18 protein-coding genes are annotated in these 22,066 nt (G+C 60.9%); 15 read left to right on the top strand and 3 right to left on the bottom strand.

The genetic code is table 11. The annotated features are described in order from the left end of the window. Positions 1-60: 60 nt before the first annotated feature. Positions 61-2,445: an FUSC family membrane protein gene (locus GSQ77_RS09985; RefSeq protein ID WP_158901559.1), complete on the top strand. Its 2,385-nt coding sequence runs from the start codon at positions 61-63 to the stop codon at positions 2,443-2,445. 54 nt (positions 2,446-2,499) lie between these two features. On the opposite strand, the gene GSQ77_RS09980 is transcribed toward GSQ77_RS09985, so the two are convergent. Continuing rightward, positions 2,500-2,703, bottom strand: coding sequence for a hypothetical protein (locus GSQ77_RS09980; protein WP_158901557.1), 204 nt, complete (start codon positions 2,701-2,703; stop codon positions 2,500-2,502). Positions 2,704-2,861: 158 nt separating this feature from the next. After that, on the bottom strand, positions 2,862-3,314 hold the full coding sequence (locus tag GSQ77_RS09975) for an Lrp/AsnC family transcriptional regulator (protein WP_158901555.1): 453 nt from the start codon (positions 3,312-3,314) through the stop codon (positions 2,862-2,864). A gap of 161 nt (positions 3,315-3,475) precedes the next feature. On the opposite strand from GSQ77_RS09975, the gene GSQ77_RS09970 reads away from it, so the two are divergent. The 5 genes from GSQ77_RS09970 to GSQ77_RS09955 all read left to right on the top strand — a co-directional run bounded on the left by GSQ77_RS09970 (position 3,476) and on the right by GSQ77_RS09955 (position 12,591). Beyond that, on the top strand, positions 3,476-4,099 hold the full coding sequence (locus GSQ77_RS09970) for a cysteine dioxygenase family protein (RefSeq protein ID WP_158901553.1): 624 nt from the start codon (positions 3,476-3,478) through the stop codon (positions 4,097-4,099). 416 nt (positions 4,100-4,515) lie between these two features. Continuing rightward, the gene (locus tag GSQ77_RS09965; protein WP_158901551.1) at positions 4,516-5,886 is read left to right on the top strand and encodes an MdtA/MuxA family multidrug efflux RND transporter periplasmic adaptor subunit; all 1,371 of its coding nucleotides are present in this window, start codon (positions 4,516-4,518) and stop codon (positions 5,884-5,886) included. Next, the gene (locus tag GSQ77_RS29770; protein ID WP_301951145.1) at positions 5,887-6,021 is read left to right on the top strand and encodes a hypothetical protein; all 135 of its coding nucleotides are present in this window, start codon (positions 5,887-5,889) and stop codon (positions 6,019-6,021) included. It abuts the gene before it with no gap. Then, positions 6,018-9,164 carry an MdtB/MuxB family multidrug efflux RND transporter permease subunit gene (locus GSQ77_RS09960; RefSeq protein WP_158901549.1) on the top strand — a complete coding sequence of 1,049 codons (3,147 nt, stop codon included), beginning with the start codon at positions 6,018-6,020 and terminating at the stop codon, positions 9,162-9,164. The genes GSQ77_RS29770 and GSQ77_RS09960 overlap by 4 nt, the downstream gene beginning before the upstream one ends. 88 nt (positions 9,165-9,252) lie before the next feature. Beyond that, a complete protein-coding gene (locus GSQ77_RS09955) occupies positions 9,253-12,591 on the top strand; it encodes an efflux RND transporter permease subunit (protein ID WP_158901547.1) in 3,339 nt (1,112 codons plus the stop codon). Between the two features lie 80 nt (positions 12,592-12,671). Here GSQ77_RS09955 and GSQ77_RS09950 read toward each other — a convergent pair whose 3' ends face one another. Beyond that, complete coding sequence (locus GSQ77_RS09950; RefSeq protein ID WP_158901545.1) at positions 12,672-13,223, bottom strand: peroxiredoxin; 552 nt, start codon at positions 13,221-13,223, stop codon at positions 12,672-12,674. A 380-nt stretch (positions 13,224-13,603) separates the two neighbouring features. Here GSQ77_RS09950 and GSQ77_RS09945 point away from each other — a divergent pair, with 380 nt between their 5' ends. The 9 genes from GSQ77_RS09945 (at position 13,604) to GSQ77_RS09905 (ending at position 22,061) form a co-directional block, all read left to right on the top strand. Beyond that, positions 13,604-13,831 (top strand): Flp family type IVb pilin, encoded by a 228-nt coding sequence (locus tag GSQ77_RS09945; protein WP_367889656.1) that lies wholly within the window; start codon positions 13,604-13,606, stop codon positions 13,829-13,831. Positions 13,832-13,930: 99 nt separating this feature from the next. Next, entirely contained in the window at positions 13,931-14,425 is a 495-nt protein-coding gene (locus GSQ77_RS09940) for a prepilin peptidase (RefSeq protein WP_301951144.1), read from the top strand. A 24-nt stretch (positions 14,426-14,449) separates the two neighbouring features. Continuing rightward, on the top strand, positions 14,450-15,484 hold the full coding sequence (gene cpaB, locus GSQ77_RS09935; RefSeq protein ID WP_158901541.1) for a Flp pilus assembly protein CpaB: 1,035 nt from the start codon (positions 14,450-14,452) through the stop codon (positions 15,482-15,484). 145 nt (positions 15,485-15,629) lie between these two features. Further along, the gene (locus GSQ77_RS09930) at positions 15,630-17,054 is read left to right on the top strand and encodes a type II and III secretion system protein family protein (protein WP_158901539.1); all 1,425 of its coding nucleotides are present in this window, start codon (positions 15,630-15,632) and stop codon (positions 17,052-17,054) included. 17 nt (positions 17,055-17,071) lie between these two features. Beyond that, positions 17,072-17,443: a CpaD family pilus assembly lipoprotein gene (locus tag GSQ77_RS09925; protein WP_158901537.1), complete on the top strand. Its 372-nt coding sequence runs from the start codon at positions 17,072-17,074 to the stop codon at positions 17,441-17,443. A gap of 25 nt (positions 17,444-17,468) precedes the next feature. After that, positions 17,469-18,698 (top strand): AAA family ATPase, encoded by a 1,230-nt coding sequence (locus GSQ77_RS09920; RefSeq protein ID WP_158901535.1) that lies wholly within the window; start codon positions 17,469-17,471, stop codon positions 18,696-18,698. Continuing rightward, positions 18,698-20,113, top strand: coding sequence for a CpaF family protein (locus GSQ77_RS09915; protein ID WP_158901533.1), 1,416 nt, complete (start codon positions 18,698-18,700; stop codon positions 20,111-20,113). The genes GSQ77_RS09920 and GSQ77_RS09915 overlap by 1 nt, the downstream gene beginning before the upstream one ends. Continuing rightward, a complete protein-coding gene (locus GSQ77_RS09910) occupies positions 20,110-21,087 on the top strand; it encodes a type II secretion system F family protein (protein WP_158901531.1) in 978 nt (325 codons plus the stop codon). Before GSQ77_RS09915 ends, GSQ77_RS09910 begins: the two co-directional genes overlap by 4 nt. Then, entirely contained in the window at positions 21,084-22,061 is a 978-nt protein-coding gene (locus tag GSQ77_RS09905; RefSeq protein WP_158901529.1) for a type II secretion system F family protein, read from the top strand. Before GSQ77_RS09910 ends, GSQ77_RS09905 begins: the two co-directional genes overlap by 4 nt. Positions 22,062-22,066 lie beyond the last annotated feature (5 nt).

The raw sequence follows: 22,066 nt of genomic DNA, 5'->3' as shown, positions 1-22,066 counted from the left end.
AATGCTTACGCGTTATACTTGGCACCACCAAAAGACTACTCAGAGTGGCTCGCGCCTCCCATGCGCTATTCGACCGAGATAAAAAAATTCCTCTATAGCCAGTATTTTTTTGGTGGCCTGCGCACTGCGATCGGTGTTTCACTTCCGGCCATTCTGGCGGTACTGTTCTTCCACGATCAACAACTCGGTTTTACCCTTGCCAGCGGCGCTATCGGCGCCGCCGTGGTCGACTTGCCCGGCCCGCTCAAATACAAGACCAACGAGATGCTTGCCGCTACGGCGATCGGCTTCTTGTCCGCACTGCTTACCGGCATCGCCACCGCCGACACCCTCACGCTTTGGCTGACCGTCGTACCGCTGACCTTCGTGCTATCGATGACCGTGGTGTATGGCAACAAGTGGCAGCAGATCAGTTTCGCCACACTGTTCATGATGGTCATCACGGTCGACGAGCATTTCACACTGCTTGAAGCGTGCACGAATGCCGCCTGTATTTTTGCGGGCGGCATCTGGTACACCGGCTGGAGCACATTGATCAGTCGCTGGCAGTGGCAGCGCATCGAGCGTCAGGCGATCGCCGAGAGCATCTTCGCGACGGCGGATTACCTGCGGGCCCGTGCCGATTTCTACGATTTGAGCCTCGACCTTGCCGAAAGCTACCGCCAACTGGTCGCGCGCCAAATCGCTGCCGTCGATCGCCAGGAAGCCGCGCGCGACATCGTGCTGCGCAACCTGCCGGAATTTCGGCGCGGCGAACTCGATACACGACGCACCGGGCTGCTCAATCTATTTATCAACACGGTCGATCTGCACGACACCATCGTCGCCGCCCACACCGATTACGCGCAATTGCGCGACGCTTTAGGCGCCTCGGATTTGATGCTGTTCTGCCGCGACGGCGTGCACAAAGCGGCCGACGAACTCGACCGGGTGGGTCTGGCGGTGCTGGAAGGCACCCCTTCCCAGCCCAAGGTCAGCCTGAAGGCCGAGTTGCGCGCACTGGAGTACGAGATCGAGCTGATGCGCAAACACGATGCGCCAGCCAAGCAGCCGGAAGTGTATTCCGCTGTGGTGGCGACCTACCGGCGGATCTGGAGTGCCTCGCGGCTGATCGAGAAAATGTACCGCAATACGCGCACCGACCAGATCGAACCGGAATCGGGGTTCCGGGTCGACCAGGCGCTCAATCGATTTTTGTCCGGCCGCAGTTTTACGGCGGGCTTGATCTTTTCCAACCTGACCTTGGCGTCGCCGAGTTTTCGCCACGCATTGCGGGTCACCCTCGCCGTTGCGCTGGGGCTGTGGGTCGGCAAGGTGCTGCCGCTGACCAACAGCTACTGGATCGTGATGACCACCCTCATCATCTTGAAGCCCGGCTTTTCGTTGACTCGCCAACGCAACACCCAGCGGCTGATCGGCACCATCGTGGGCTGCTTTGCAGCAATCGGGCTCGTGCTGCTGGTCAGGTCGCCGCACGTGCTGCTCGCGGTCATGTTCGTTTGCATGGTGATGAGCTACAGCTTGCTGCTATTCAACTATACGGCCAGCGTGGTGTTCACGTCGTCGTGGGTGCTGATCCTGCTGCATTTGCTCGCGCCCGGAGGAATAGCCATCATCGGCGAGCGCGCGCTCGATACGTTTCTGGGCTCGTCGATCGCAATCGGCGCCAGCTACTTGTTCCCGTATTGGGAATATCGCGTGATGGGGCGCATGGTCAAAGCCATGATGGGGTCGACGCGACAATATTTCGAGGCCGTATGCGCACTCGGCGCCGAGCCGAAGATGCCCGCGGCAAAATCGGCCAAAGAAGGCGTGGCAAAAGACAGCGCGACAAAAGACGGCATGACCAAAGACAGTGCGAACAAGGACCTCGACCTCGACCGGGATTACCGCTACCGCCTGACGCGCAAGAACGTGCATATTGCTTTCGCGAATCTCGGCAACGCATTCCAGCGCATGATGATGGAGCCCAAGGCGCAGCAGCGCTACGTGCCCGAACTCAACGAGCTGCTGGTGCAAAGCCACGCGCTCGCTTCGCAGATCACGGCGGCGGCGCCGCTGGTCGCGGCATTGGCGACACCGGCCCATGCGCACTTCCTGCAACCGCTGCAGCGGGCATTGAGCGTCGTGCGCGACAATCTGCACCAGGCAGAAAACGCCGACGCACCGCCGCAGCCGGCGCCTGGCGAAACGGCCGGTGCATTGACGCGGATGGTCAAGACCGTGACAGCAGGAGGCACGATACCGGCTGCCGAAGCGCTCGCGCGTAGCCGTGAGTTGAATCGCGAGCTCGATGAGATCGTGGTCTCGGCCGAGAGCCAATCGGGCGTCCCAGCCGAGGCAGTACAGGAACTCAAGCTGCTGGTCCATCAGTGCAAACAGATGGTCGGCGCTTCGTGGCTGATCCGTAACGACGCCTGCGTGATACAAGCGTCGTTAAGCTGAAGAGGATAGCGGCCGGCTCGTGGAAGAGCGGCAGCGATCTACGGCTACACAAAGTTACGGTTTGACGGCACTCGCCGCGACCGACGGTTGAGAAGCCGCCGCCGCTGCAGCAGCGTCGCTGGCGGCCTGTTCCGCCTCGTATTCGTGCCGACCTGAAATTCCCTTGTAGAGAATGGCTGCCAGCACCAGCAGCACGATGACCACAAAGAAAATTGCCACGCCGCGCGTGGGGTCCTTTCTTCGGTGTTTATTTTCCATAAGCTTGCTCTGTTCGATTCGATGGATGGGTAGCCCGGCGGCCTCATGTTCGGCATGAGGCCACCGGTCGCAAGGCGCAAGTCTACGCCCGGTAGCCGCCGGCGCGCAGCCAACGTGCAAAGAGGTCAGTGCGGAGTTGCCCCGGCGAGCTTGCCCTGCTAACGCACCGGCAACGCCGTCGAGTATTTGATCTGTTCCATCGCAAAGCTGGAACTGACGTCGAATAGCGAAACCTCGCGGATCAACTCCTGATAGACACGATCGTAGTCGTCGATATCGGACACCACGACCTTAAGCAGGTAGTCGACCTCGCCGCTCATCCGGTAAGCCTCGACTATCTCGGGTACAAATTCGATCGCGGCCAGGAATTGCTTGGACCAAGCCGCGTTGTGCTGGTTGGTGCGCACAGCGACAAATACCGTCGTGCCCACGCCCAGGCGCCGCGCATCACACAAGGCCACCTGAGCGCGTATCACGCCGCTTTCCTTGAGTTTTTGCACGCGTTTCCAGCACGGCGTCTGCGAAAGATTGACGCGCTGGGCCAACTCGGCGATCGGGATTGTTGCGTCCTTTTGCAGCAATTCGAGCAGCCTCTTATCAATCGCATCCATTTCGAGCCTCAATAGTAGAATTATTTTCTCCTATATCGCAACATCCCAGCTAAAAAAGCAAGCCTTTTCTCTCTCGGCATTGTTATAAATGCTTCTAGGCCGATGCATTCCCGCTCGGCCACGATACCCCTCCGGTGAGCCGAATCATGACGACCCAACTCATGACACATTCATTGACCCCTGCGCTTGAGCCTATGCTTGGGGCCGCGCGTGGGCCCGCGCTCAGCTCTGCACCCGCATGCGCCGCCACAGCACAGGAACCCGCCGTCGATGCGCTTGCGCAATTGCGCGCCCGGCTGACCGCTTGCTCTACGGCAACACCGGCGTCACGCGGCGAGCTGTTGCGCAGCATGCTCAGCGAGTTCGCCAACACCATGCCGATGGACGAATTGCGCGAGCTGCTGCCCGCGCCGTCGGCCAGCAGTTATCAGCGCCATGTGCTGGCGGCCGATCCGAACGGAGAATATTGCGCGGTGGCGATTATCTGGAGTCCCCGCCAGTTCAGCCCGGTCCACGCTCATCACACGTGGTGCGCCTATACGGTGCTCGAGGGTGCGCTGATGGAAACACATTACGACTGGTGTGCCGAGCAGCATGGCGCACAGCCAGCGGGACACCGCCTGTGTGCGCGCAATACGGTTTCTTACACCGAGGCAGGCTATACAGGCATCCATTGCCTGGGCAATGCGACGACGATTCCGGCCATTTCGCTGCATGTCTACGGTGTGGACGAAACGCAGATTGCGACCGCGGTCAATCATTTGCTGCCGGTGCTGGCCACGTGAGCTGGCGACCTGAGCTCGCGGCCCGCGTTTGCGGCCCGAGTTCTTGCCCTGATTCCCCAGCCTGAAAAAATGTAACGAAAGACGTGGCGCACCCGCGCGCCACGTGTCTCTAAAGCTCCCCTCCAGCGCCGCATCCCCCGCATCGGCAAACACGCTGCCCCAGATTTTCATCAAAAATTACCCGTTCTGCAACGCCCGCTGTAACCGGCAGAAAGATCTGTCATGTAGACTGTCGGGCGTCTCGTACGTAGCATTCGCCGAGGATTTGAAACTCAGCGCCCGCCAGCCAGTCTAGTCATAGCGAGCGGCCTACTGGGTCTCAAGCCGCATCGGCATGCCACCGCGCATGCGGACGACATTTTCCAGCACCCGATTTCGATGTCCAGCAGCGTCCCAGAAGCAATCACTAGAACTCAATGACCCAGCCCGAACGTCCGACACCGCCGTCTCCCGCTCCCGCGCCTTCACGCTCGACCCGCCGCCGCTGGCTGTGGGTGTCGCTGGCGATCATCGCGCTAGCTTGTCTCATCGCGTTTATCTGGGTCCGTCGGCATGGCGACGAGTCGACAGGCCGCGCCGGGGCGGCGGGTGCTAGTGGCGCAGGGGGCCGTCGCGGCGGCGGCGCATCGGCCGGGGCCTCCAACGCACCGCAATCGGTGCGGCTGGCCGCCGTCACGCAAGGCGACATGCCCGTGCAGCTCAATGCGCTGGGCACCGTGACGCCGCTGGCCACCGTAACGGTACGCACGCAGATCGCCGGGCAGTTGATGGAAGTCGGTTTCCAGGAAGGTCAATTAGTGCGCAAAGGCGATTTCCTCGCCCAGATCGACCCACGCCCTTACGAGATTTCGCTGCTGCAGGCGCAGGGCACCCTCGCGCATGACCAGGCCGTGCTCGCGCAGGCACAGGCCGACCTGCGTCGTTACGAGATTCTTCTCAAGCAAGATTCCGTGTCGGGTCAGCAAGTGGACGATCAACGCTTCCTGGTCAAGCAAACCGAAGGACAAGTGGCCGCCGACCAAGCCCAGGTCAAGACCTTCCAGCTCGATCTGACCTATTGCCACATCGTGGCTCCGGTCGATGGCCGGGTCGGCTTGCGTCAGGTCGACGCCGGCAACTACGTGCAAACCAGCGACACCAACGGCATAGTGGTCATCACCAAGCTCTCGCCGATCAGCGTGATTTTCACGCTCCCCGAGGATAATTTGCCGGCCGTGCAAACGCGTCTGAACAGCGGCGCGCAGTTGCCGGTCGCCGCCTACGATCGGGCCGGCGTCGCTTTGCTCGCGAACGGCGTGCTACGCACAACCGATAATCAGATCGACACCACCACCGGCACGCTCAAGCTGCGCGCCGACTTTCCGAATACCGACCTGCGCCTGTTCCCGAACCAGTTCGTCAATGCTCGCCTGCTCGTCAATACCGAGCATGGCGTGACCATCGTGCCTTCGGCGGCCTTGCAAACCGGCTCGATCGGTCAATATGTCTATGTGGCGCAGCCCGATAACACCGTCACCGTGCGCACGGTCAAGCAGGGTATCGTGAACGGCGAACGCACCAGCATTCTGTCCGGCGTGGAACCGGGCGAGCAAGTGGTGATCGACGGCGTCGACCGGCTGCGCGAAGGCGCCAAGATCATGGTGTCCGCCCCGGTTGCCGCGTCAGGCGCATCGGGCGCGGAGGGTTCGGCGAGAGCCGCGTCCGGAGCACGCGTGCATGGCGCCTCGGGGGCGTCTGGCGCATCCGGCGCACATGCCCATCGTCACAAACGCGAAGACGCATCGTAAATGAGCACGCGTGATGTGGTAGATGAGGTGATCGATAAGGTGATAGACAAGTTGATCGATGAGGTGATGCATGACGCTGGCGGACATCGCCGGCGCTCTACGGCCATATCAGGACGCGAGGGCGTGCACGCATGAATCCGTCCCGCCTGTTTATTATCCGGCCAGTCGGCACGGCGCTGCTGATGGCCGCGATCATGCTGGTCGGCTTGGTGTCGCTGCACTTCTTGCCGCTCTCGGCGCTGCCGGTGGTCGACTATCCGACCATCCAGGTGCAAACGCTGTACCCGGGCGCCAGCCCCGAAGTGATGACCTCGTCGGTCACCGCGCCGCTCGAACGCCAATTCGGCGAGATGCCCAGCTTGAACCAGATGTCGTCCACGAGCTCGTCGGGCGCATCGGTGATCACGCTGCAATTCAACCTCGACTTGCCGCTCGATATCGCCGAACAGGAAGTCCAGGCCGCGATCAACGCAGCCGGCAACCTGTTACCGTCCGACCTGCCCGCGCCGCCGATCTACGCCAAGGTCAACCCGGCCGACGCACCGATCCTGACGCTGGCAATCACTTCGAAAACACTGCCGCTCACGCAGTTGCAAGACATTTCCGATACCCGGCTCGCGCAAAAGATTTCGCAGGTCAGCGGCGTCGGTCTGGTCAGCATCAGCGGCGGCCAACGGCCGGCCGTGCGGATCCAGGCCAACCCGCTGGCGCTGGCCGCTTACGGGCTGAACCTCGACGACCTGCGCACGACCATCGGCAACCTCAACGTCAACACGCCCAAGGGCGGTTTCGACGGGCCGACGCGCGCATCGACCATCAACGCCAACGATCAGTTGCAAAGCGCGGACGCGTATCAAAGCGCCGTCATCGCCTACAAGAACGGCCGGCCGGTCATGTTGACCGACGTCGCCAAGATTATCCAAGGCGCGGAAAACACCAAGCTCGGCGCCTGGGTGGATCGCACGCCGGCCATCATCATCAACGTACAGCGCCAACCGGGCGCCAACGTGATCGACGTGGTCGACTCGATCAAGGCGCTGCTGCCGGGTCTGCAAACGTCCTTGCCAGCCGCGATCGACGTGCGGGTACTGACCGACCGCACCACCACGATCAAGGCATCGGTGCGCGATGTGCAGTTCGAACTGCTGGTATCGATCCTGCTGGTGGTGCTGGTGATCTTCGTGTTTCTCTCGAACGTGTGGGCCACCCTGATCCCGAGCCTGTCCGTGCCGTTATCGTTGATCGGCACGCTTGCTGCCATGTATCTGTTCGGGTTCTCGCTCGACAACCTGTCGCTGATGGCCTTGACGATCGCGACCGGCTTCGTGGTCGACGACGCCATCGTCATGATCGAGAACATCGCACGCTACATCGAAATGGGCGAAACCCCGTTGCAGGCGGCGCTCAAGGGTGCCAAGCAAATCGGCTTCACCATCATTTCGCTGACTGTCTCGCTGGTGGCCGTGCTGATCCCGCTGCTGTTCATGGGCGACGTGGTCGGCCGCCTGTTTCACGAATTCGCGATCACGCTGGCCGTTACCATCGTGATTTCGGCCGTGGTCTCGCTGACCGTGGTGCCGATGCTGTGCGCCAAATTGCTGCGCCCTACCCCGCCGCGCGAAAGCAATAGCGCGATGCAACGCCTGGAGGCGCGCACCCACGCGTTTTTCGAACGCGTGATCGGCCAGTACGGCAGCGCGCTCGAGTGGGTGCTCGATCGCCAGGCGCTCACGCTGGTGGTTGCGGTGGCCACCTTGGTCCTGACGGTAGTGCTGTACGTATTGATCCCGAAAGGCTTCTTTCCGGTGCAGGATACCGGCGTGATCCAAGGCATTTCCGAGGCCGCCCAGTCATCGTCGTATGCCGCAATGGCCCAGCATCAACAGGATCTGGCGGCGGCGATTCTAAAAGACCCTGACGTGGAAAGCCTGTCCTCTTTCATCGGCGTGGACGGCACCAACCTGACCCAGAACAGCGGCCGCTTCCTGATCAATCTGCGCCCCTACGACAGCCGCAGCGCGAATGCCAGCACGATCATCCGCCGCCTCTCGCAGGAAACCGCCAGCGTTGCCGGCGTCGCACTCTATATGCAACCGGTGCAAGATTTGACGATCGATTCGACCGTCAGCGCGACCCAGTACCAATTCATCCTCGAAGACGCCAATTCGAGCGAGTTCGCAGATTGGGTCCCCAAGCTGGTCGACAAATTGAAGACCTCGCCGGTCTTGGCCGACGTGGCAAGCGACCTGCAGCAAAGCGGCCAATCGGTGTATGTCACCATCGACCGCTCGAGCGCGGCGCGCTTCGGCATCACGCCCGCCACGGTCGACAGCGCGCTCTACGACGCGTTCGGGCAGCGCATCGTCTCGACCATCTTTACGCAGTCGAACCAGTACCGGGTGATCCTCGAAGCAGACCCGAAGCTGCTCAACAGCACCGCAGGACTGGCCACGCTGTACCTGCCATCGGCCACCGCCAGCGGCGGGCAGGTGCCACTCGCGGCCATCGCGACCTTTACCGAGCAGCCGGCGCCGCTATTGATCAGCCACCTCGGCCAGTTCCCGGCGACCACGATTTCGTTCAACCTCGCACCCGGCGCCTCGCTGGGCGCAGCGGTCGATGCGATCAAAGCGGCGCAAAAAGAGATCGGCCTGCCCAACTCGTTCAACACCCGCTTCCAGGGTGCCGCGCTCGCCTTCCAGGCATCGCTGTCCAACGAACTGTTCCTGATCCTGGCCGCCATCGTCACGATGTACATCGTGCTGGGCGTGTTGTACGAGAGTTTCGTGCACCCGGTCACCATCCTGTCGACCTTGCCGTCAGCCGGAGTCGGCGCGCTGCTGGCCTTGCTCATCACCGGGCACGATCTGGATATCATCGGCATCATCGGGATCGTGCTGTTGATCGGTATCGTCAAGAAAAACGCGATCATGATGATCGACTTCGCGCTCGAAGCCGAACGCGAACAGGGCAAATCGCCGCGTGACGCGATCTTCCAGGCCTGTTTGCTGCGCTTCAGGCCGATTCTCATGACCACGCTTGCCGCGCTGCTGGGCGCATTGCCGCTGATGCTGGGCTGGGGCGCGGGCTCCGAGTTGCGGCACCCGCTCGGGATCGCGATTGCCGGTGGCCTGGTGGTCAGCCAGTTGCTCACGCTGTTCACCACGCCGGTTATTTACTTGACGTTCGACCGCATCGCCACGCGCGTGAAGCGCCGCTTCGGCGGCGGTCACCCAACTTTCGGGCAAGGTGTGGACGAGGACCCGAGCGTGCCATGAAGAACGTTCCGATCCGCTTGCGCGGCGCTGGCCGCAGGGCTAAGCCTACGGCTGAGCGTGAGGCTAAGAGCACGACTAAGGCACGCGCATGAATCTCTCGCGGCCCTTTATCGCACGTCCGGTCGCCACCACGCTGCTTTCGCTCGGCGTGGTGCTGGCGGGGATTTTCGCGTTCACCAAACTGCCGGTTGCGCCGCTGCCGCAGGTCGATTTTCCGGTCATTTCGGTCCAGGCGAATTTGCCCGGGGCCAGCCCCGAGACCGTGGCCACCAGTGTGGCCAGCCCGCTCGAACGGCACCTGGGCACGATAGCCGACGTCAACGAAATGACGTCGACCAGCTCGATCGGCTCAACCCGCATCACCTTGCAGTTCGGGTTGGACCGCGACATCGACGGCGCGGCGCGTGACGTCCAGGCGGCCATCAATGCCGCGCGCGCCGACCTGCCGGCGAGCCTGCGCAGCAATCCCACGTATCACAAGATCAATCCGGCCGACGCACCGATCCTGATCCTCGCGCTGACCTCCGACACGCTCACGGCCGGCCAATTGTTCGATTCGGCTGCCACCGTGCTGCAGCAATCGCTGTCGCAAATTCAAGGTGTGGGCGAAGTCGACGTGAATGGATCGGCCAACCCCGCGGTGCGCGTCGAGCTCAACCCGAGCGCGCTGTTCAAATACGGTGTCGGCCTGGAAGACGTGCGCGCGGCGATCGCCTCGGCCAATGCGAATAGCCCGAAAGGCGCGTTCGACAACGGGCCGACCCGATTCCAGGTGTACACCAACGATCAGGCGCGCAAGGCATCGCAGTACCGCGATCTGGTCGTGGCCTACCGCAACAACGCGCCCGTGCATCTGTCCGATGTCGGCGAAGTGGTCGATTCGGTCGAGGACCTGCGCAATCTCGGGTTGTACAACGGCCATCCCTCGGTGCTGGTGATCTTGTACCGGCAGCCCGGCGCCAACATCATCGATACGATCGATCGGGTCAAAGCGTCGTTGCCGCAACTGCAGGCGGCGCTGCCAGCGGCCATCAAAGTGAGCGCAACCAACGACCGCAGCACCACCATTCGGGCCTCGTTGCGCGACACCGAGCGTACCTTGTTGATTGCGGTGGCGCTCGTCACGCTGGTGGTGTTCGTGTTCCTGGGCAGCGCGCGCGCGACGCTGATACCGACCATCGCCGTGCCGATTTCGATTATCGGCACCTTTGCCGCCATGTATATGCTGGGCTTCAGCCTGGACAACCTGTCGCTGATGGCGCTCACGATCGCTACCGGCTTCGTGGTCGACGATGCCATCGTGGTACTGGAAAACATCACCCGCCACATCGAAGGCGGCATGCCGCGCCTGCAGGCCGCCTATCTCGGCGCGCGCGAAGTCGGATTCACCGTGCTGTCGATCAGCCTGTCGCTGATCGCGGTGTTCTTGCCTATCCTGCTGATGGGCGGCATCGTCGGGCGCCTGTTCCGCGAGTTCGCGCTGACACTGTCGCTGGCGATCATGGTGTCGCTGGCGGTGTCGCTGACGACCACGCCGATGATGTGCGCGTTACTGCTCAAGGATAAATTCGCAGACGCTGCCCGCGGCATCAAGGAGCGCAAACCGCATCGATGGATCGCCGCGATGCACCGCCGCTTCGAGTACGTGCAGCAAGGCTATGGGCGCAGTTTGAACTGGGCGCTTGCCCACCCGTTGCTGGTACTGATGATCTTGTTGTCGACCATCGCACTCAATATCTACCTGTACACCATCATTCCGAAAGGCTTTTTCCCGCAGCAGGACACCGGACGCATCATCGGCGGGATCCAGGCCGATCAAAGCATCTCGTTCCAGGCGATGAAAGGCAAATTGGCGACGTTGATGAACATCGTCAACGAAGACCCGGCCGTCGACAGCGCCGTGGGTTTTACGGGCGGCCGCCAGGTCAATTCGGGTTTTGTCTTTGTCACGCTCAAGCCGCTGGCGCAGCGCAAGATCTCCGCCGATCAGGTCATCGCCCGCTTGCGCCCGCAACTTAATCGCGTGGCCGGCAGCCGCCTGTTCCTGCAGGCGGTGCAGGATCTCCGCTCGGGCGGTCGCCAGAGCAACGCGCAGTATCAATACACGCTATTGAGCGATTCGACGCCCGAGCTATACGAGTGGGGTCCGAAATTGACCCGCGCGCTGCAAAGCTCGCCCGAGCTGGCCGATGTGAACTCGGACCAGCAGGAAAAAGGCATCGAAACCGATCTCGTCTATGACCGTACCACCGCCACCCGGCTGGGGATTACGCCCAGCCAGATCGATAACACGCTCTACGACGCGTTCGGTCAACGTCAAGTCTCGACCATCTATAACGCGTTGAACCAGTACCACGTGGTCATGGAAGTCGCGCCGCAATACTGGCAGAGTCCGGAAACGCTGAACGATATCTATGTCAGCACTTCGGGCGGCAATGCCAGCGGCACGCAGTCCACCAATGCACCGGCCGGCACGGTGACTGGGCCGGGCGCAGGTAGCACCGGCGGTATCGCCACGGCGGGCGTATCGAGCACATCGACCGCCACAACGACGGCTTCCATCGCCGCCGATTCGGCTCGCAACCAGGCCATCAATTCGATTGCCGCGACCGGGAAATCGAGCGCATCGAGCGGCAGCCCCGTGAGTACCGCGAAAGAGACGATGATCCGCTTGACCTCGATTGCGACCTACGGCCCGGGCAATACGCCGCTGGCCGTCAATCACCAGGGGCAGTTCGCGGCGTCGACGATTTCCTTCAACCTGCCGCCGGGGCGTTCGCTCTCGGACGCGGTGATCGCCATCAACCAGAAGGTCGCCGAAATCGGCATGCCGGCCACCGTGCGCGGCAGCTTCCAGGGTACGGCGCAGCAGTATCAGCAATCGCTGGGCAACCAGATAATTCTGATTTTGGCTGCGTTGGCCACCGTTTATATCGTGCTGGGGATCCTGTACGAGAGTTACATACACCCGATCACCATCCTCTCGACGCTGCCGTCGGCCGGCGTGGGCGCACTGCTCGCCTTGCTGCTCTTTCACATCGAATTTTCGATCATCGCGCTGATCGGCGTGATCCTGCTGATCGGGATCGTCAAGAAGAACGCCATCATGATGGTCGACTTCGCCCTCGACGCGGCCCGCACCGAGGGGCTGAACTCGCGCGACGCCATTTACAAGGCCTGCATGCTGCGCTTCAGGCCGATCATGATGACGACCTTCGCGGCCATGCTGGGTGCGCTGCCGCTGGCCTTCGGCAATGGCGAAGGTTCGGAGCTGCGCGAGCCGCTGGGGATCTCCATCGTCGGCGGCTTGATCGTCAGCCAGTTGCTGACGCTTTACACCACGCCGGTGGTCTACCTCTATATGGATAGGATGCACACTCGCTGGCAAGCACGCCAGCGCCGCGGCGCTCGACGCGAAGCGCTTTGATCGAGGCCTGACGCGTGGGCGGCTTGGCGCGTGGACAGCCGAGGGGACGATCACAACTTCGGGCGCCCCCCACGCTTCGATCAGGGCTTTTTATGCTGCGCGGTCCATAGCTGCAGCGCGTTCAAGGTGTTCTCGACGTGCTTCTCGGGCGCCATGCTCGTGTATGAATAAATGATAGAGCCGTCCGGGGCAATGACGTACGAGACGCGATTCGCGAATTTCATCAGCGGCAAGGTCGCGTCATAGGCCGTCATGATGCTGCGGTCAGGGTCTGCCGCCACGGCAAACTTGCTGCGGCATTCGCTAACCGAGAATTTATTCAGCGTCGCGATATCGTCGTGCGACACGCCAATCACCTGGGCACCCAGCGCTTTGTACCGGTCGGTCGCGTCGGCGAACTCATGGGCTTCGATCGTGCAGCCCTCGGTAAAGGCTGCCGGGTAAAAATACAACACCACCGGGCCGTGCTTGAGGGCGTCGTGCAATGCGAAGGTGGACACCTTCCCACCCAGCGAGGCCTGCGTACTGAAATCGGGAGCCGAGGCCCCTACCGCCAAAGCGGCCTGCGCCGGGTGGCTGATTGCGATTGCCCAAACCAGCGCTGCGGCCATCGCCACGAATGACTTTTTCATTGAATAGGTATCCTGAAATGGACCGAACCCGTCGAGTTTAGACGATGTTTCCACGGCGCAAAGGTCCGAGTAATGTAACGTAACACGACAAAGTGCTGCATTAACGCCACGGACGATCAAAAATTGCTGTATGCCTTTGAAGCGCCGATGGTATTGTCGCCACCAGTTGCGCAAGCGAATGTCCCTGTTTCTTGCGATGAAGTTCGATGCCGCAACCTGTGATCTGACGATCGTTTTGCGTACGTATCTCGATAATAAGAGCAAGTTGTTGTTAGATACACGCACACCCAAGCCTAAAAATTTTTTATTTTTTACCGTTATCCAATACACTGTGGCCACATGTGTTGGAAACAGTTTGGCACGTGCTTGTCAGGCTAACCATGAAGGTGCTTTTTCTTAATAATCCGGGGGTTAACATGCGGCAATTTCTCAAATTTTTCCAGCGCGACGAGCGTGGTGTCACCGCCCTTGAGTACGCGATTCTGGCAGGCATTATCGTTGTGGCGCTGGTCGCAGTGGGTACGACTTTCACCTCGAGCATGACGGGCATCTTCACCGCGTTGACGACCAAGGTCTCCACAACCATTGCTGGCGGCAGCTCTTCCTGATTGCGGTTCGTGGCCAGGTTTCGCGGTTTGATTCGACGCTTGGCCGCATTTCACCGCGTGACGCGCGAGAGCATGTCCTTTCGGACCTGACAGCCTGAAATGTCCATTGCGATAAAACTGCTCGCCTGTTTGGTGCTGGTAATGCTTGTTTGGTTTGACTTGCGTGACCGGCGCCTTCCTAACCTCGGGGTTGGGTTGATCGCCGGTTTCTATTTGATACAAGCGCTTTTGTTGCGAACCCCTGCGGCTACGATCGGCGCACACCTGCTGATCGGTTGTGTGGCGTTTGCGATAGCCGCAGCCATGTGCTACTTCGGCTGGATGGGCGGCGGCGACGCGAAGCTCGCCGGCGCGATATTTTTATGGGCGGGGCCGCAAGCGGGACTGGCCGTGTTCAGCATAGTGTCGGTGGCAGGCTTACCGATCGCCTTACTCATGATTACGCTGGATCGCTTCGCCAGCGTGGCAGTGCAAGCACGGCACCGCTGGCTCGACGCATTCGCGATAAAACGCGGGGTTCCCTACGGTGTCGCCTTGGCATGCGGCGGAGCATGGGCAGTCTGGATGCCCATCCCTGCGCCGTTCTCTATGTGATTTAACTGGGACGATTGTGTCGCCATGTCGAACGTGCTGCGGGTCGTTCTGATCGTCATTATTGCGACTGTCGGAGCTTTTTTCTTCAAAGTACTTTATGTGAACTCCACCGCTCCGGCTCAGGTTGCCGCCCCAGTGGTGGACAAAGTGCGCGCTGCCGCAGCGGATTTGCCGGAAGGCCTGCTGCTGCGCGAGACCGATTTGACCTGGAAGACGGTGCCACACAATAGTGCTCCCGCGGGTGCCATTGTCTACACGACTGACGGCACGACCGATTTCAAGGGCAACGTACTGCGCCACGCCGTCACGGCGGGCACCATCATCATGGCCGCCGATACCTTGTCGCCGTCATCGCCCGGCTTCCTGGCTGCGGCGCTCAAGCCCGGAATGCGGGCGGTTTCAGTCGGCATCGACGATGTCTCAGGCAATGCGGGTTTGATCCAACCGGGCGATTTCGTCGATTTGTTGCTGACCCAGCAAATCGATACCAAGAACGCTGCCAACGTGAACACCGGTCATTCTTTTGCTTCCGAAACCGTGGTGAGCCGAGTGCGTGTATTGGCCGTCGGCTCCGAATATCAACGACCGAAAAGCGATTCCGAAGCGAACACGCGAGCGCGTACGGTCACACTGGAAGTCATGCCGGAAACAGCGCAGGTCATCGCCGTGGCGTCGCGCTTGGGCAGCCTTTCGCTGGCCTTGCGCAGCTTCGCCGTCAGCGATCGCGAGCCGGCCAGCGGTGCGGCGGCGGTAATCGAACACCCCTTGCCCCCCGTGTATGCCAGCGAGGTGTCGCGCGCGCTTAGCCCGCCCCCTTCCGCGGCGCCCTCGAGGAACACCGACATCATGGTTTATCGCGGTTCGGATGCGCCGGTCACGTCGCAAAGCCCAGCCATCGACCATAGCGCAGAAAAAGCGGCCAAAGCGCAGGACGCACAGAACGCACAAATGGCCGCCGCCGAAAATGCACATATTGCAGCGTTGAACTCAGCGGCAGCAGCAGCGAACAAAGTGGCCAATAAGATACCGAGCTTTGGACCCAACAAGCTCGGCTACTAACGAATCGTAAAATGAGTCGCAAAGCATCGCGAGAGCGAGAAGATATGACATCGTGCCGAGTCAGGCACGAATGCATACGCTAGTCAGCCGGACACATAACGCAACACGGTTCACGATCCGGATTATGAACATGAGGAAAGCGGGAATGGGGAAAATTGCGGCGTTCGGGCCATCTTGTTGCATTCTCGTGCTGGCCACGCTTGGCTTTGCCGACACCGGCGCACTGGCCGCCGGTAAGCCGCTGGCGCGAGCGGCCGCGCCCAGGGTCGATGTCGGCCCGGTGCTACTCAAAGCGAGCGAAGGCCAAGTGCTCAACTTGTCGGCGCCGGCCACGGCCGTGTTCGTAGCCGATCCGGAAGTCGCCGATGTCCAGGTGCCGACACCGCAAACCGTATTCGTACTCGGCAAGAAAGCCGGTTCGACCACGCTGTTCGTGCTCGGCGCAAACGGCCAGACGATACTGAAACGGACCATCTCGGTTAGCGGTGCCGATACCATCACCGCAATGCAACGCCTGTTGAAATCGCGCTTCCCCGCGCTCGACCTCACGTTGACGCAAGGCCCTGGCACGTTGATGGTGGCCGGGCGTGTGCCGACCCCCGCCGACGCGGATTCGGTCGTGCAGACGCTGATGGGTGGTCTTCCCGACAAAGCCAAGTTGATCAACATGATGACGCTGGCGCGACCGATGCAGGTCAACTTGCGCGTGCGCATCACGGAAGTCGACCGCAACATAACTCAGCAACTCGGTATCAACTGGAATTCGATTGCGACGTCGGGTAATTTCCAGGGCGGCATTTTCAGCGGTCGACAATTTTTTACGGCCGCCACAGCGACTACGCCGGGGACCATTGCCCTTTCGCCGACCAGTGCTTACTCGATCTTCGCCAATTTCATGGTCGGCAACACACAGATCCAGGGTTTGCTGGATGCGCTCGATCAGGAAGGATTGATCACCACGCTGGCCGAGCCTAACCTGACGACCATGTCCGGAGAAACCGCCAACTTCCTGGCGGGCGGCGAGTATCCGGTGCCGGTTCCCAGTTCAGGCAGCAATTCGATCAGCATCGAATACAAGCCCTATGGCGTGTCACTCGACTTCACGCCGACGGTCCTCGCAGACAACCGCATCAGTCTGAAAGTGCGACCACAGGTAAGCGAGCTCGACTTTTCCAATGCGATCACCATCGCCGGTACCAAAGTGCCGGCGCTCACTGTACGGCGCGTCGACACGACAGTAGAACTCGCCAGCGGCCAGAGTTTTGCACTGGGCGGACTGTTGCAAAGCAACACCAGCGATCTGCTGGCGATGTTGCCGGGCCTTGGCCAATTACCTATCCTAGGCAAACTGTTTTCGTCGAAGAATTACCAAAACAACAAAACCGAACTAGTTGTGATCGTCACCCCCTACCTGGTGCAACCGAGCGATCCAGGCCGACTGCAACAACCGATCGACAGCGTGACACAACCGCCTAACGACATCGAATACGTCCTGCAAGGCGCCATGTCGCTGGATCCGCTGTCGGGAACCACGCCCAGGCTGCTCGGCGCGGCCGGTTTCGTTTACTGATTCAGGAGAATACGATCATGCGCATGCGCAGCACAGGTTTGACGCTGGCGGTGACGCTCTTGCTGTCGGGATGCCTGTCCGTACACCAACCTACCGGGCTGCCGGATAGCTCGGTACTGTCCTATGACGGTACCCGTGTGGTACCGCCCGACTGCAATGCATTGAGCGCGCCTTCGACGATGCTCGACGCCGGCGAACAACGTCCCAGCGTGGCGTTCGGTTGCGCTACGTACACCAACCTCGGTGCAATGATTGCGCGCCCGGCCGATCTGGTCGCTCCGCTGCCTACGGCTGCGCCCAGCGCCGCAATGGGCGCGGCAGCTGTGCGCCGCTATTACGAAGGTACCGTGACACCGTACGACGCCAACGTGTCTTCCGGATCGCAATAATGCAAAACATGGAAACGAGTCAGCCATGAGCACGGGTAGCTTTTTAAAACCGAAGAGCGGGGCCGGCGTGAAACCGGCCGAATTCATCGCGGTCGTCACGGACAAGCAAAGCGAAGGCGTGATCAAGGGCTACGTGACCGACCAGGTCATGCCGCACACCCATGTCCAGACGGGCTCGCTCGATGACATGATTCGGATCTTGCAGCATGTCGAGCGTTCGCCATCGCGACTGATCGTCGACATCTCAGGCTCCAGCATGGCGGTGTCTGACCTGGCGCGGCTGGCTGAAGTGTGCGAACCCTCGGTCAAGGTCATCGTCGTGGGCGATCGCAACGACGTTGGCCTGTATCGCAGCCTGCTGCAATTGGGGATTCACGATTACCTGGTCAAGCCGCTCACCAGCGAACTGCTGAGCCGCACGCTGGACACCTCGCGCGCGGGGGCCACGATGGACGGTCTGCGCACCGGCAAAGTGATCAGCTTCATCGGCACGCGGGGCGGCGCGGGCGTCACGAGCATTGCGGTGAATCTGGCGCGCTATCTGGCCGACGTGACCTACCGCCGGATCGCCTATGTCGACCTGCAGCCGTATGGCGGCACGGCCAACGTGATGCTGGGCATAGCCACCAACAACGGTCTGAGCGATCTGCTGCAAAACATACACCGGCTCGATCCGCAGTTCATCGATCGCACGCTGGTCAGCAAAAGCAACCGCTTGTTCGTGCTGTCCTCCGAAGTCAGCTACGGCACCGATGTGGAAGTGCGTGCCGGTGCCATCAAACAATTGGTGGCGGCGCTCAAACATCAATTCCACTACGTGTTGCTCGATTTGCCTGGCCGGGGCGGCACGATCATGAACGACGCGATCGACAATTCCAAGCTGGTTTATCTGGTCGCCGATCATTCGGTCCATTCGGCACGCGAAGTCATGCGCTTGAAGCGCTACGCCGAAAGCCGGCCCAGCGAACCCGATCTGGCGCTGCTGCTGAACAACCCGGTCGATCCGGTGCAAGGCCGGGTTACGACGGAAGATTTCAAAGCCGCTGTGTCGATGTCTGTTTTGCAAGAATTCCCTTTTGACGGGAAGGCGCTCGCGCAGGCAGAGAACCTCGGTGAATCGGTGGTTGAAAAGGGCTCAGCGGGTTTTCTCGACGCAATCGTGCACCTGGCCGGCAACATGTCGGGTCGCAAGGAAAAAGTCATACGTGCGCCGCGGTTTGGCGATCGCCTGCGTAACGTGATGAGGAAACGCTGATGTTCGGCATCAAGCCACCGACACCCGAGGGGGAGATATCGGCCGAAGCCGAGGCCGACTCCACACCCGCTTCGACCGGCACGCCCTCGGCGGCAGCCAAGCCGGCGGCGGCAGTGGGTACGCGCTCGATCTCCCCAGTCGATCCGGGCGAGTCGCTGATCCGATCAGACACCTTCAGGGCTATCCGCTCAACCGTGTTCGCGACTATGAACATGTCGGCGGCGCTCATGAAAACGCGAGAACAGGTGCGCGCCGGCATCGAGCAGATTACGAATGAAATGGTCGCACGCGAACGCATGAACGTGACGCTGACCGAGCAAAGCCTGATCATCAACGAAATCCTGAACGACATGTTCGGGCTTGGGCCGATCGAGCCGCTGCTGGCCGATGAGAGCGTGACCGACATTCTGGTCAACGGCCCCGATCAGGTCTATGTAGAGCGACACGGCCGGCTGGAGTTGACCTTCTTGAAGTTCCGCGACGATGCCCACGTGATCAATGTAGCGCAGCGCATCGCTGCGGCCGTGGGGCGCCGCGTCGATGAAAGCAGCCCGATGGTCGACGCGCGGCTGGCCGATGGCAGCCGGGTCAACGTTGTACTGCCGCCGCTGTCGCTCAAAGGCGCCTGCATCGCCATTCGGAAATTTTCCAAGCGCAATATCACGCTGCAGCGCATGGCCGCACAGGGCAATCTCTCGCTCGAAATGGTGAAGGTGCTTGAGATCGCCAGTGCCTGCCGCCTGAACATTGTCATTTCAGGCGGTACCGGTTCGGGCAAGACCACCTTGCTCAATGCGCTGTCGCACTTCATCGACGAACGCGAGCGCGTGCTCACGATCGAGGACGCGGCCGAACTGCAACTGCAACAGCCCCATGTGGTCAGCCTCGAAACCCGGCCGGAAAATGCCGAAGGCAGCGGCGGCGTATCGCAACGCGATCTGGTGCGCAACGCCTTGCGGATGCGTCCGGACCGCATCATCCTCGGTGAAACTCGCGGCGCCGAAGCGTTCGATGTGCTGCAAGCGATGAACACCGGTCACGATGGCTCGATGACCACGGTGCACGCGAACACACCGCGCGACGCCATCACCCGGCTTGAGAGCATGGTGATGATGGCCAACGGCAATCTGCCTTTGCTCTCGATTCGCCGGCAGATCGCCAGCGCCGTCAACCTGATCCTGCAAATCGAACGGATGCGCGACGGCGTGCGGCGCGTGACCCGGATCACTGAACTGGCCGGCATGGAAGGCGACGTGATCATTACGCAGGATCTGTTCGCGTTCCGTTACGATGCAGCCTCGTATGGCGAAGAGGTCAAGGGCGTGTTCGAGTGTTCGTCATTGCGACCGGTGTTTGCCACCCGCGCCGCCTACTACGGCCTCGAAGACACCTTGATCGGGGCGATGCGCGGATGAATCCGGGCAACATTCTTGCGCTGGGCGCGTTCTTTGGCCTCTTCATGCTGGGCATCTTGGCGCTGACGATGCAAAGCATGGCGCGCAAGAATCCGAAGCGGCGGATCAAAGAGCGCGTCGCGCAAGTTGCCGCCTCGCAGAATATCGCGCAGACCGTGCACATTCTCAACGACTCGGACGAATTGTTTCGCCGCCGCGAAGAACACGGCGCGTTTCGCACATGGCTGAGCCGGCACAATGTGCGCATCAACGCAGTCAGCGGGCGAGGCGGCGTTCGCCTGCTTTGGGCGTCGTTTGGATTCGCCATCGTGGCGGCTATCCTGATCGTCCGGCTCGCTCCCGTGCCGATCTGGGCCATCCCGATCATCGTTGTCGGTGTCCCCGTGTTCGTATGGCGCTTCGTCTACGCGCGCCTGATCGGCCGGTTTCGCTCACGGTTCCTCAAAACGTTCCCCGACACCATCGACTTGATCGTGCGCGCGGTTCGCGCCGGCATTCCCGCCGTTCAGGCCATCAGCGTTGCCGGCAACGATGCCGAAGAGCCCGTGCGCTCGGAATTTCGCGTCATGGGCGACAGCCTGCGGCTAGGCGCCGACCTTAAAGACGTGCTGGACACGGCCGTGGAACGCATCCAGATTGCCGACTTCTCTTTTTTTTCGGTGTGTCTGCTGCTGCAACGCGAGACCGGCGGCGCACTGACTGAAACGCTGGAAAATCTGGCGGGGATCATCCGCACGCGCCGCGACATCCGGCTGAAAATCCGCGCGTTGACCGGTGAAGGCCGAATCGCGAGTCAGATTATTACGGCGGTGCCATTTTTTATCATGGCGATGTTCTTCCTGACAAACCGCGAATATCTCGATATGTTGTTCTACACGCCTGCCGGTCAAAGACTGCTGTGGATCTCCGCAGGGCTTATGGTCTTCGGTACCCTGTGGATCAACAAGCTGGCTAACCTGGACACCTCGCGATGATGACAAACAGCCTGGTGCAGTTGATCAGCAGTGTGCTGGTCTTCAGCCTCCTGCTTACGCTGTTGCTGCTGGTGCGCAAGTTGCCCAGCACCCGACAAAAGCGGCTAACTGACCGCCTGCGCGAAGCAACCGAGTTGCGCAACTTCGTCAACGATAAGGAGGTGGACGGGGATGACGACGAGCTAACCGATGGCCACACGCTGCGGCAAAAAATCGCTCAACGGCTGATCGCAATTGGCGACATGATCCCGTTGCTGGACGCCAAGCAACGCTCGGCGCTGGGTATGCAGCTTACCCGCGCCGGCTTTCGCGAACGCAAGGCGGTCTCGGTGCTGGTCGGCATCAAACTGGTCGTCGGTGCGGTGGCTTCCTTTGCCATCGCCGTCTCCGCCTCGTCCATACCGTTCGTCAACGAACATTTTTTAATGCGTGTCGTGGCGATGGGCGCAGCCTTCATCGTTGGGATCATTTTTCCGGAGACGCTGCTGGGCATGCTCATCAAAAGGCGGCAAAAAAAAATCGCCGCCTATTTGCCCGACGCGCTCGACCTGCTGGTGATCTGCACCAATGCGGGTAATAGCTTGCCGATCAGCATCAAGCGGGTCGCCCGCGAAATGCAATTGATCTGTCCGCCGATATCCGCGGAGTTCAAGGTCACGGCGGACCAATTGCAGATCGACGGCGATACGGGTGCCGCGTTGCGCGACATGGCGACACGCATCGGGATAGCGTCGATGAGTAGCCTCGTGACCACGCTGATTCAATCGCAACAATATGGCACGCCGATTTCGCAGTCGCTCAAAACCCTTTCGCGCAGTGAACGCAATGCGCAGATGATGGTTATGGAAGAAAAGGCGTCGAAGCTCGCGGCTAAAATGACCATCCCGATGATGCTGTGCATCTTGCCCACGGTCGGCATCATTGCGGTCGGCCCAGCAGTGCTGCGCCTGATGCAAATGTTCGCTAATCAATGAACACC

This window comes from Burkholderia sp. L27(2015), assembly GCF_009765705.1.
GTDB lineage: Bacteria > Pseudomonadota > Gammaproteobacteria > Burkholderiales > Burkholderiaceae > LMUX01.
Note: the sequence above shows the minus strand (reverse complement) of the source record. Positions and strands in the feature narration are given on the sequence as shown.